This window comes from Kamptonema formosum PCC 10802, assembly GCF_000332335.1.
Classification (GTDB): domain Bacteria; phylum Cyanobacteriota; class Cyanobacteriia; order Cyanobacteriales; family Oscillatoriaceae; genus Oscillatoria.
Map to the genome: position 1 here is coordinate 3,496,475 of NZ_KB235948.1, position 12,912 is coordinate 3,509,386.

General features: G+C 54.4%; 3 protein-coding genes. 1 reads left to right on the forward strand and 2 read right to left on the reverse strand.

Annotated elements, in window-relative coordinates:
- Positions 1 to 377: 377 nt before the first annotated feature.
- Both OSC10802_RS40255 and OSC10802_RS44390 read right to left on the reverse strand, forming a co-directional pair.
- On the reverse strand, positions 378 to 4,856 hold the full coding sequence (locus OSC10802_RS40255; protein ID WP_017717583.1) for a non-ribosomal peptide synthetase: 4,479 nt from the start codon (positions 4,854 to 4,856) through the stop codon (positions 378 to 380).
- Between the two features lie 120 nt (positions 4,857 to 4,976).
- Entirely contained in the window at positions 4,977 to 9,542 is a 4,566-nt protein-coding gene (locus tag OSC10802_RS44390) for an HAD-IIIC family phosphatase (protein WP_017717584.1), read from the reverse strand.
- 2,285 nt (positions 9,543 to 11,827) lie between these two features.
- Between OSC10802_RS44390 and OSC10802_RS0114995 the strand changes: the two genes are divergently transcribed.
- Positions 11,828 to 12,601 carry a 4'-phosphopantetheinyl transferase family protein gene (locus OSC10802_RS0114995; protein WP_052334309.1) on the forward strand — a complete coding sequence of 258 codons (774 nt, stop codon included), beginning with the start codon at positions 11,828 to 11,830 and terminating at the stop codon, positions 12,599 to 12,601.
- Positions 12,602 to 12,912: the final 311 nt, after the last annotated feature.

Genomic DNA, 12,912 nt, shown 5'->3' on the forward strand with positions numbered 1-12,912 from the left:
GGGGGCGCAATACTCATCGATAAAATTGACGGTCGGTCGGGCAGCTCGGGGCTTAACCATATGCAGCACAAGGGTTTGAACGCTCTTCTCTTATTATACTCTTTCCAGAGTGACAAAAGAGGGGGATATCAGTATGCACTTAGGTTAGGACAGTAGGACAGGCGAGACGCCTGTCCTAAGCCTTTTGTCCCTACGCCATTGATGTCTTAACCAATATGACTACTGCTAGATCGGGAAACACAACGATTTCCCGGATTGGCAGGAGGTGACTGATAACGTTATAATTCACATCCCCAAAAGCACACGAGAAAAAATGTGAGGGGCGAGGGGTGAAATCTATTTCGGCCTTCGCCGTTGAGCCTTCACCCAACATCGCTTCAGGTTTCTTCCGCCTGGGCCTTATCCACGCAAACCCGCAACTTTTCCGCCAGAAAGCGGACATAGGGTTCTAAAATCAGAGTTTTGTGGTGTCCGGGAACCTCCACAACCTCCACCCCACCGGCAGCCAGCTCCTCCCAACCGAGAAAGGGTTCGTAATACTTGCGAGTGGGCCTTTCGATAGAGCGGAAAAGAGTCACCCGCCCCGGGTAAACTTGGGGCACATAATTTCTCACAGCTTGCCGGTTGGCTTCTTCTACGAGTCGGAAGGTTTCGGGGATGAGATCCGGACTGGGATGCCCGGACCACAAGGAGAACTTGTCAGTCCACTTCTGGCGCATTCCGTCAATCTTCCACCTCACCCGATCTGTGAGGTAGCTCAGCCGCTCTGTTGGTTTCAGCCGTGAGAGGTTCAGCTTGTGAATGTAGATCTGGTAGCGCAAGGGAGGGGTTTCCCTGTTAAACAGCATGGGGCTGAAGGTATCAAACAGCGCCAGCAGAGCGGCACGCTCACCCGCTTTGGCCAGCTGTTGGGCGATCTCGAAAGCCACGATGCCGCCAAGGGAGTGGCCGGCGAGAAAATAGGGCCCGTGAGGCTGGACAGTGCGGATCTCTTGGATGTAGTCAGCCGCCATGTCTTCAACCCGCGTGTGCGGTTCCTCCTGGGCATCCAAACCCCGCGCTTGCAGCCCGTAAACCGGCTGGTCTTCCCCCAGATAGGACGCCACATTCTGGTACGAGAAAACGTTGCCCCCTATGGCGTGTATGCAAAATAAAGGTGTTTTAATAGAGCCGGTTTGAATTGGCACCAGAGACTTCCAAGGCGGCAACGGCACATCTTTGCGCAGAAGATTTGCCAGTTTCTCAACTGTTGGCGCAGCAAATAGGGTCGCCAGGGGAAGCGCTTTACCCAAAGACTCCAGGATTTGAGCGAACAGCTTCACGGCTAGCAGCGAGTGCCCTCCCAAATCGAAGAAGTTGTCAGTCACGCTGATGGGGCTTACGCCTAAAACCTTCTCCCAAATCTCGGTCAGGTGGCGCTCGAGCACATCTTTGGGTGCGGCACCGGCAGCTTGCCGGTCGGCGCTACCTTTGACGGTCACTGGTTCGGGCACCGGCAGCGCCCACCGGTCTAGTTTGCCATTGGGCGTCAGCGGTAAAGCGTCCAGCATCACAAAGGCAGAGGGCACCATGTAGTCAGGCAGTTTCTCCTGCAGGAAGCTGCGCAGGGGAGGACTCAGGTCGGCTGCCATCTCCGGATTGGGGACGACATAAGCGACCAGGCGCTTTTCACCGGGTACGTCCTCGCGGGTGACAGCCGCACACTGCAACACAGCCGGGTGAAGAGCCAAAGCCCCCTCGATTTCCCCGAGCTCAATGCGGAAGCCACGGATTTTCACCTGAGAGTCGGCGCGACCGGCAATCGCAACAGTACCGTCGGGATTGTACCGGCCAAGATCCCCCGTTTTGTAAAGCCGGTCGTCAGGATGTACCGTCAATTCAGCCGGCGGCGGGAAAATATTGCTGCCAGGAAATCTTTGGAAACGCGATTGCAAAAGTTCATCATCCCCGAGATATCCTTTGGCTAAGTAGGGAGTGCGAATATAAATCTCTCCCAGTTCCCCAATCCCAGCCAACTGCCCTGAGGCGTTTAAAACCAGTAATTGAACGTCTCTAATTCCAGTGCCTACGGGAATTCGATTTTCAAAAGAGGAATCTTCTTTTCTCTCGTATTCCGGCACTTCCGAACTCCCGTCCTTCCCCGCTTCTTGGTGGGGGACGATATAGTAGCCCATCGCCTGAGGGGTTTCGGTGGCTCCATAGAAATTAACGCAGGTGGCGTTGGGAGCTAATTTTCGCATCCGGGCAACATCGCGGCGCGTTAACACATCTCCGCCAAAGAAAGCATAGCGAAGATGGGCGCTCTTTGCGGGGCGCTTCTCCTGCTCTGGCGCGGAGAACGACGCTGTCGCCTCCTGCTTGCGCTGAGCGGCACTGGTGTGCTGAACGCCTGTGGGGGCTCCGCGTTCGCCAGCCCCTGCGCCAAAGCTCAAAAGCTGTCCCATTGCCGGTGTCAGGTGAGCGACGCTAACCTGCATCTGCTTCATCCAGTCGAGCAGCCAGCCGGGAGTTCCTATGCTGTCTGGATCGGGGATGAGCAATGTGCCGCCGGCACACAGCGGCGTGAGGATATCCCGCAGCAAAGGATCGTGAGAGAGCCCTGACAGCATGCTGAACCGGTCTGACTCATTGAGATTAAACGTCTGTATGTGCCACTGCAAGAAATGGGAAATCGGTCTGTGGGTTCCTAAAATTCCTTTTGGCTTGCCGGTGGAGCCGGAGGTAAAGGCAATATAAGCTAGGTCATCGGGGTCAACTGTTATGTCTGGGGTTTCAGTAGAATAGTCTCTCAACAGGTTGTGGCAAACTGCTGCCTTTTGGGGGAGCGCCAGCTGGCAGCTCCATGAGGAAGAGGCTACAAATTCTTCTAAGGCTGGTGAGAGTGGGCCAGACGCTTCCATCTGGAGCCAGCCTTTCGGGCTAGCGGCTTCCAAGCAATTGATTAAACGCTCAGCGGGATAATTTGCGTCCAGGATCGTGAAGGCGGCACCGGCTTTGAGAATGCCGAGAACCGCCACAACAAGCAGGGCGCTGCGGTGCGCGTAAATAGCAACCGCGTCGCCACAGCCGATGCCGTGCGACTGCAGGTAATGGGCAATTTGATTGCTTATAGCATCAAGTTGCCAATAGGTCAATACTTGTGTTTTGTCCGCAACTGCCAAGCGTTCCCCAAGCAGCTTCGCCTGTTGGGAGACCCGCGCGTGAGCGGGCTCAAACCATTCAGAAACAAGGGGTTGAGCCGGATCGGGCAACAGGCATGCAGCTGGGGGAGTTAGCAGAGAGAAATGAGCGATTTTTTCATCGGGGTTTTTAACGATTTGAGCCAGCAGCATGGAGAATTGCGCCAGCATATCGGCCATGCGAGCCGGTTCAAACAAATCGGCACTGTAAACAAATTCCAGCTCGATTCCCTCTTTTTTTTCTCGAGCGTACAGCGTTAAGTCGAACTTGGAATCCTGTTCGGGGCGCGGCAAGGTTTCTGCGGTAATGCCGGCCATTTCGATGCGCCCTTGCGCCGAGGGGCCTTCCAAGTTGACCAGGTTAAAAAACACTTGGAACAGCGGCGTGCGGCTCAAATCCCGCTGGGGCTGGAGTTCCTCCACCAGCTTCTCGAAGGGCATGTCTTGGTGGGCAAAAGCCCCGAGGGCCACCTGGCGGGCACGGCCCAGCAGTGAGCGAAAGCTGGGATTTCCCCCGAGATTGGTGCGCAAAACCAGCGTGTTGATGAAAAATCCAATCAGCGGCTCGATTTCAGCCCGGTTGCGACCGGCACTCGGAGAGCCGACAATAATATCTTCCTGCCCGGTATGCCGGTAGAGCAAGGTTTGGAAGGCCGCCAGCAGGGTCATGAACAGAGTGGCACCACACTCGCGCGACAGGGCTTTGAGGGAGGAGCTCAGCTTTTCAGACAGCATCAGAGAGTGGCGGGAGCCCCTTCCTTTGAGGACAGCCGGTCGGGGGCGCGAGGCCGGCAGTTCCAGCACTAGGCTAGCGCCCGCCAGCTGCTCTTTCCAGTAGGAAAGCAGCGACTCCAGCTGGGAAGCCTTGCCATCGCCCCCCCCGGTGAGCCACTGGCGCTGCCACACGGCAAAGTCGGCGTACTGTATTGGCAGGTCGGGAAGGGGAGAGGGAGTGCCGGCGCAGTAAGCTTCATAAAGTGCCGCCATCTCTCGAACCAGCACCTGACTCGACCAACCGTCGCTAACCGTGTGATGGGCGACTAGCAGCAGTGCGCTTGTCTGTTCGCCCAGCTGAAACAGAGTTGCCCTGATCAGGGGCCCTTTCCTCAGGTCAAAAGGCTGGTGGGCCTTTTGGGCGGACAGCTGCCAAAACTCAGACTCTCGCCTGTATTCGGGAATATGTCTGAGGTCTGCTATCTCGAGAGTGAGAGAGTTGGGCACTGGGCATTGGGCATTGGGTATTGGGGATTGCTGATTTCTCTCGTTTCGTAAATCTTCCCCATCCCCGGTGTTTGCTGCCCCATGCCCTATGCCCGATGCGCATTCGTCAAAGTTGTGGATGATTTGAACCGGCTCCCCTCCCACAGTGGCGAAGGTCGTCCGCAGGATTTCGTGCCGGCGCACAATTTCATTGAGGCTTGCCCCCAAAGCCGGCACATTCAGCACCCCCTGAAGGCGGAGGGCAGTTGTTTCATTGTATGTAGAATTTCCCGGTTCCAATTGGTCGAGAAACCACAGCCGCTGCTGGGCAAACGAAAGGGGGAAACACGCTCGCCCTCTCTCCCGAGGGATTCTTTGTATTTTTGCGACATTCAGTCCCTTTTCCTGTAGCAGCAACTCAAAAAGCGCCCGCTTTGTGGGAGAAAGAGCGGCAATATCTTTGATAGACTCACCCATCTTGAACCTTTTTTATATCACTATTTTACCAACCATAAATGCCCCCTAATCTTTATTTTGTATTTTAGATAAAATCTAAAATACAAAATTCAAAATCCCAAATCCAAAATCCAAAATTGTTCAAAATTCCTTTATGGCCAGTCTTTGACCTTGAGATCGCAATTTCTTGGCGACTTCGACCATATCGGGCCACCAGCACAGCAGCTGGCCAAATTTGAGAACTAAGCGCTGGGCGAGTTCCCGGGCTTCGCTGGTGCTGCGTCCAGCCAGCAGGTCAAGGGGAACGAAATAATCGTCTCTTGTGAGAGATTGGCACAAAATATCCAGGTATTTTTTGACATCATTGGCCCAAAATGCCGGTGATTCCTGACACTGCTGCAGCTGTTCTTCCGCTTGGGAGATAAACGAGCTGCTGGTGCGCCACACTTGCAGCCGCACAAATTCTTCAAAGTCGGCTTTTGGGAGGGACCCCAATTCAGTCAAGTGGGTGCCGAGGGCGCGAAGTCTCTGTTTTGCGCCGGTCTGGCCCGGCCCGAAGGAGCAGGATTTGACGCACTCTACAATTAGTTTAGCTGTGTCAAAGCCGGAGGCGGTTCTGAAGATTTCACCGGGCCAGAATTTTCGCGTTTCCACCGGCTCGTGCAGCAGGGCCCACGGCAGGTGGCCAAAGCAGGCGTCCGGGAAGCACTGGCCCAGGGTGGTGGCAAAGATTAAATCCTGCCCCCGTCTCACCGGCATCGACGGTGGCAGCAGAATGCGATTGTCCAGCCCCACAAAGGTATTCATGCAGAAGGTTTCGTCGCTAATGGTGGGGCGACTCACCACTCGCAAGATGTTGCGGCTGGTTGTGGCAGCGCGGTAGTCGGATTCGGACCTGACTAATCGCTCGCGGGAGCTGCCGGTGAGCAGAAGGTAGCCAAAGGGAGCAACCCAGTAGCCAAAGGGCGCACCCCAAGCGCAATCCCCTATCAAACCGTTGAATGTCACCAGCACTCTGCCGGTACCGGTTTGCAACCGGCGCTGCAAGGGAGTGTCCGCACGGTTGAAGTCGCTGGCCCATAACGTTATGGGCTGCTGTTTTCCCCCAAACGTGGCAGCAATCGCACCGGCAGTTTTTCCCAGCATCAGCTCGTGGAGGGCGAGGTTATCGTCTTCCGCGAAGGAAACCGATTCCAGGGCTGTTTGGCGGTTGGGGAAAACCCAGAGATCCGCTGCAGAGTAACCGGCACTGAACGTCAAGCCGTTGCTTAACTCTGGAGACGGCACAAGGCGGCACAGGGTGTCGTCATCGGCGGTGAAGATGGCGTCGCCAGCGCTGTGCAGCTGCATGGCGTTGCGGTTCGCGCCATAAGAATAGCCTGTACTCTCCACATCGAACAGAGCAAAGTTAACAACTTCTGCCGGCAAGCCTCCCTTTTCAATCAGCGCTTTGGCATACGTCATCTTTTCCTCCTTTCCGGCATAGAAAATCTCTACGCCATATTCAGCCGCAAGCTCGCGCAGCAGTCGCCTGTAGCTTTCTCGCGTTTGCGGGCTGGCCGAATCGTCCATCACCACAAAGTCATTGGTCCTGCCGTATTGCTTGCTGTTTTCGATGTAGCTCGTCAGGCTGCGCTTCAATCCCTCTAGCCGGTTGCAGGTGAGTATCCCAACTGAGGCGATAGAGCAGCCTAATGCCTGCAATGCGTCTTTTGGGGCCGGTTCGTCCGAGATGTTTCCTTCACAACGAAGAGTGTTTGTCAACCCGCCCCCACTCCCACCTGAGAAGAGCAGCTGCTCCTGGGAAATCAGAAAGCCGGCCTCAACCAGCCTTGTCAGTTGACTTTTTATCGCTTCTATGCTATCATGTTGCAGATTTCGAGCGAGTCCGATATCCGCTGCGTGCTGGTCGAGGGTTTTGAACTGCCTGCACAGCGACAGGAGTTCTCCGACATCGGCGCTTAAAATTTGACTGCAGCGGCTGGTTCTGGAGTAAACCAACTCGGAATTCTGGCGGATTGGCACTCGCTCAATATCGCCGGTGCGGTAATAAGTTTTCGGCGCGACCGCATCTGTTGAGTGCGGCCCAGAAAGGGATAGAATCGGTGAGCCCTCAACGCCGAGGGCGGCAGGGGCCACCGGTTCAGACGGCAGTGCCGGCATCTCCCCCCCGCTCGGTTCGGGCGGGAGTTCCGGCTCGGGAGCCGCAACGGCAGACGCGCCAGCGCCCTCAACCGCCGCACTCGGTACTGCCGGTGCTAACTTCTGCTCGAGCCGTGCTCTAGCTTCCTGTTCTGTGAGCTGGCTGACCATTATCAGCAGCTCGGCCACAGTATTAGCGTGCCGTAGCCCGCTCTCACCTCGCTCAAGTCTATCGGCGATTCCGGCCACAGTCGGCGCTTCAAAGAAACTCTGCATTGACAGCTCCGCCTGAAAAGTTTCTCGCACCCTGGAAATCAGCTGGGTGAGCAGCAGGGAGTGTCCGCCCAACTCGAAGAAATTGTCCTCAATTCCCACCCGCTCAACGCCGAGAACCGCTGCCCAGGTGCTGGCCAGCACTCGCTCAACCGGCGTCCGGGGTGCGCTGTCGCCGCATTGCCGGTCTGCCGCCCCTGCTAGTTCCTGTCTTTTCTGGCGCTTTTGCGTAGGCGCTTTGCGCCGTGCGCTCTTAGCGCATTCAATCGCCCCGAGAATCTGTTCGGGATCGAACAGTTCTGTGGCAATCCGAATCAGTGTTCGCGGATTGAGGTGGAAGGTGCCGGCATTGGAGGATTTATTCTCCCCCCTCCCTTCAGCCCTCTCCCCCCAGGGGGGAGGGGGGGCGGGGATTTCGACCCCCTGAATCCCATCGAGCGCAAAAGACTCCTCTGGAGACGCCGGGGGTTCTGCGGGGGGAGACGCCTCAACAGAGGCGAAGGGATTCTGCTCCTTCCCCCCAGACCCCTCCTCCGGGGGGGAAGGCGGAGGGGTCTGAGCGAGAGCGCCGGCGGGCTTGTAGCGGGCGGTTGCGGCAACTTCTGCGGGGAGCCGGTAGCGGAAGTTCCCATCCGTGGGCCCGCTCAAAGCGCTATTTGGGGTGTTCTCTTTTTGGGTTGCCTTTTTGGGCGCGGCCACACTTTCGAGAAAATTGAGCGCCGGCTGATTTTTCTGGGTGGGAATGTAAGAAAGTTCCACATGGCCCAGTCCGCGTTCAAGAGCGATTTCTCCCAGTTTTGCCAGCATCCGGTGCTCGACACCCCTGCCCAAGGCGCGGCAGCTGAGCAGGAATGTGTCTGCAATAATGGCGTCTGAGTCAGCTAAGAAAATTATTGCTCCGACTAAACCATAATCACCAAATCTGTCTTTTACGTTGCATGTGATGCACTCTAATCCGGACTGGCTGAGCTGCTGAATTTCGCTTTCTGAACGCCTGACAGCCGTAAAGTTAAACTGGTTGGTTCGCAGCGTCAGCTGGGACACCCTCGCTATCTGATGCGGTTCCATCGGTGCGATTTGAATCTTTAAGTTAAGGCTCTCCAGGAAACTTTCCAGAGTGGGCGCTTCGGATAGCAATTTTTCGCGCTGTGCGTTCTGCTGGTAGTGAGCTGTGCGCTTTTTGTCTTCTTCGGTGACTTTTAAATGGTCGAAGGCCCAGACGTGCTGGAGGAATCTGGGGATCTCTTCTGGAGAAGCCGGCAGCTGTAGGGTGAGGACTTCCGGACAGTTGGCTTGCACTTCGGCGCACTCAATGGGGCTGTCATCGATTAAGATAAAGCTGTCGGGACCGAGATTTAGTTCCGCAGCTAGGGATTTGATGTTTTCTGACTTGGGCTGCCAGTTGATGCGCCAAGATACGAGGTGTTCGCGCTTGAGGGGCATTTCCCTACGCCGCTCAAACACCTCGAAGACATCTGGCTCGCTGTTTTTGCTGCACAGGCAGACAGCAAAGCCGGCGTCGCGCTGCGCTACCATGAATTCTTGCAGAGCTTGGCGGGGCGGGTCGATTTCTATCCCGGTTGCGCCATCTTCTCCGCAGACGCCCTTCCACAAGGTTCCGTCGCAGTCGAGCAAAATAACTTTGTGCGGCGGTGCCAGCAGGCGAGCGATTTTTCGGGCAATCGAGGTTCCGAGTGCGGTGAAGTATGCCGGCGTGTATGGGATGTGACCTAGCTCATCTGTATGTGGGTCGTAGTATTGGGCCACTGGATAGCTGGCTGCCACTTCCTCGGCTGTCACTAGGTGCGTGCCGGTGAGGCTGTCTAATTCTAACTTCACCCGTTCCTGCATCTGCTGGAAGAACGCTTGCCGGTTGGCGTCAGCCGCAGCAGCGGGGGAAGGCGGGCACAAGCAGACGATCTGGGGCGTTGCCGAAATTTGAGCCCGGGACTTCAAAGCCCTCAAAAAGTCTCGCAGGTTACTTTCTATGCGGTGTTTCACTGCGGGCTGCAGGGGCTGCCCCACAGCAGCCCTTTCCTCATGGCGCTCCCAGTCCTCCATTCGCAGCAAGATCGCATTGATGCCATTCTGGTTGTGCGAGAGCAGGCTGCTCGGATCGAGCAGTTGCTGGAAGACTTGGCTGTAGGGGGCGAACTCTATTTTGCAGGGGATATCGAGTTCAGAGAGCCAAAAGCTGAGAGATTCCTCCACCGGCTCCGCTGTGAATGTAGCTGCGATGGCGACTGTTATCCGTGAAATTACGGTTGACTTTTCCCTCTCTTCTAATTGCATTGGTCTGTGCTACCCCCTATTTAGGTTAATTCTGCCCTACTGGTGAGTTCTCCGTGGGTGCGCTTTTGAGCTTCTGGCGCAAAGCGCCTACGGCATTGCGCTATCCGAGAGCCGTGCCGGCGTCGGGCAATCACGGGAATTATTCCCTCTTCCGCTTTCTGTTTTCTGTCTTCTTATAGAGTTTACCCTGCCCTAGGGGAGATGACCACCTGGCCATCTTGTTTCCGTCCCGCTACCCGGATTCAGCTTTCGCAGGGTGCGTTCCTCTGTAGCACCGGCACGGTGAGATAAATGGATGGTGCGCAACGCACCCTACTGTTGCGTTCCTCTGTAGCACGCACCATAAATTTGTGGGTAAATGGATGATGCAGAGCTACCCTTACCGCTGGCTGCCCCGATGTTTGGGTTAATGGATGGTGCGGAACACACCCTAGGGCTCTACCTGGAAACTTTCAGGATGTGATGCCGGGCACGTTCTGTATTTTTTCAGCTGAAGTTTCTTGTAAGCCGGCTGTTTTTGAGAGAATTTGCCGTGCCGGTTGCTTGTTCGGGGGAGGTGGTTGTAAAATGGGGTACAGGCGGTTATGGAGCAAGCGTTTCAGCCGACGCTCCCTGTCCCAACCTTTGATGCCGTAAGGCGTTGAGCACTTTATGGCTAATTACAAGTTGGTGGAGTGTGTCCGAAGCTTTGATGCCGTAAGGCGTTGAACACACTGCAATTAGGCTATGAGCACAAGGGATTAAGCTGTTCGGCTTGTAATCTACTTGTCCCTTGAGAGTCGGCAGAGCCGATAGAACGGCCTTTCCAGCTCACGCTCGGAAGGAGGGGATAGAGATGTAAGCGTGCAAATTCAATGCGCAACAGCTTGTCAGCCGGCATTCCCTATAACTGGCTCTCTTTTCCACCGGCAGCCTCTCCAAGCACGCCTTCAACTTTTGAGCCAGAACCCGGACATAGGATTCAAAAATCAAGGGAACATACCTCGACTGTTTTGTCAAGTCATCGGCGAGCTTTGTCCGTGGCAGAGAGATTGGACTGTTGTCAAAAAAATTTAGATGCGTTTGCCCTGGGGGGAATGGAGTGCAAATTAAAATTTTTGCCACCTGGATATGTTCTGCAGTTCTCAATAATTTGTGCGCGGAAGTGGCGGTCGCCCTGAATCAGCCGATGGAACGGATTTCAGTGGAAATAGCATTTAGATATTTGTCTCATTTTTGCCAAGCTTTGAGGCGAGTCTAAAACACCGATATAGGGACTTTTAAAATATCTAATTTTAAGCTTGTGAATCTATGTAAAGCTGTGAAAAAGCGGCATAAATACTCTGCCGCAGTCACTCTATAAATCTGGGCCTATTTTGGTTAAGTTGACCCCCAATGCTTCCAGGTGGCGCTCCTCAACTGGCTATTGGGAGATGGCAAATTTTTTCGAGTTATAGCAGTAGCCACTTGGGTTAGTTAATTATAGAATTAACTGTTTATTTTAGGATATTCTGGTTCCCCTGATCTTCTGCTCCCCTGCTCCCGAAGCTCCTATTGTCCTAACCAATATGGCTACTGCTATATAAGTAGATTTACTTCAAAAGACGGATCTGAAAAAAAGTGAAAATATTCATCTCACCTAGCTGTCTTTTAAAGTCTGCCTCAACCGGCCAAAATCAGGCGTGCCGGCGCGGACAGACCGATAGCAGCTCCTGCGAACCTGTCTAGCTTGACTGGGGTCTGGGTTCTGGGAAATGTTTGCGGGTGAAAAATACACGATCTATGCTTGTTTTTAATTTGCATAATTAATGAGCGTAATGAGTATTTATTTTTTGACAAAACTTTAGCTTGGTGCATAAAAATTTTGGCAAAATTAAGGATATTTTGTTGGCTCAATAATTGAATTATTTAATCTAAATTAGCGCCAAAAACATGGGGCTTATAGGATGAATTTATATTGCTCTCACCCACTCCCTCTACCAACGGCTTTTTAAAAGTTTCTGTAAAGCTGCGGTTTCGATCAACAGCAGCGCTATGCTATTATCTAAATTTCCAGGTTTTCGCCTGCTTAAATATTAAAATATAATTGAAAAAATAGGGGCGCGAAAATTTGTGTGCTTAGGTAAGCAAGACTGGGAAAGAAAAGGCTAACCGGCCAAAGTATAGCAAGGTTCACCCCAGGGATTTCCAGCGAGCGGGAAGGGGTTTTAGGGATCGGGGGGTCAGGTGTTAGGTGTTAGCTTTAAGGAGGTAGGGTGATAATTGACCCAATGCCTAATGGCCCAGTGCCCAATGCTCAATACCCAATGCCCAATGACCCAATGCCCAATGACCCATCGCCTACTGCCCCAATGCCCCTGTCTTCAGATGAAGTCCACATCTGGCAGGCTTCCCTGGACTTGCCGGCAGGACTCCTGGCGCAATTGAGAGCGACGCTTTCGCCAGACGAGCAGCGCAGAGCTGACCGGTTTCACTTTGAGCGCGACCGGCACCGCTTTGCTGCCGGTCGTGGTATCCTCAGAAATATCCTCAGCCGCTACTCTGGCATCGAGCCGGCGCTTCTGGAGTTTAACTACAGCCCGCGCGGCAAACCGGCTTTGCGCTCTGACAGTGCCGGTGGCAATCTAAACTTTAATCTGTCTCACTCCGGGGGGCTCGCCCTTTATGCCGTAACTCGCCACCGGCAGATTGGCATCGACTTGGAGATGCTTCGCCCGATGCCCGACGCTGAGAAAATCGCCGAACGCTTTTTTTCCCCCCTTGAATCTGCTGTCCTTCGCAACCTCCCCGCTACCGACAAGCAAGAGGCGTTTTTCCTCTGCTGGACTCGCAAGGAAGCCTATCTCAAAGCGGTGGGCCAAGGACTGACCGGCTTGGATGACGTTGTAGTCTCCCTGACTCCCGGCGAACCGGCCAAAATTCTCAGCATCTCTGGCGATATTAAAGAACCTAGCCGGTGGTCACTGCAACACCTCACACCAGCTCCTGGCTGTGTGGGGGCTGTGGCGGTAGAAGTACACGGCTTTTCTCTGTCATGCTGGGAGTGGGAATTTCAGACCAATGGGTTTCAAAATGGCTGAGGGAAAAAGTTGTGTACCATTGGTACACAACTTGGGAAGCCAATGTGTCAAGTGAGCGCCGGCTGCCGGTTGAATCCCATACCTTGTGGCCCTGATTTGGGGCCAGCCCGCCGTTACAGGAAGATTTGTGTACCATTGGTACACAACTTGGGAAGCCAATGTGTCAAGTGAGCGCCGTCTCTCGGCTGCCGGTCGAATCCCATACCTTGTGGCCCTGATTTGGGGCCAGCCCGCCGTTACAGGAAGATTTGTGTACCATTGGTACACAACTTGGGAAGCCAATGTGTCAAGTGAGCGCCGGCTCTCGGCTG

What these genes read in the sequence shown, in the direction of transcription:
- OSC10802_RS40255 (WP_017717583.1), bottom strand. Translation starts at nt 4,856, where the DNA reads ATGGGTGAGTCTATCAAAGATATTGCCGCTCTTTCTCCCACAAAGCGG.
- OSC10802_RS44390 (WP_017717584.1), bottom strand. Translation starts at nt 9,542, where the DNA reads ATGCAATTAGAAGAGAGGGAAAAGTCAACCGTAATTTCACGGATAACA.
- OSC10802_RS0114995 (WP_052334309.1), top strand. Translation starts at nt 11,828, where the DNA reads ATGCCCAATGACCCAATGCCCAATGACCCATCGCCTACTGCCCCAATG.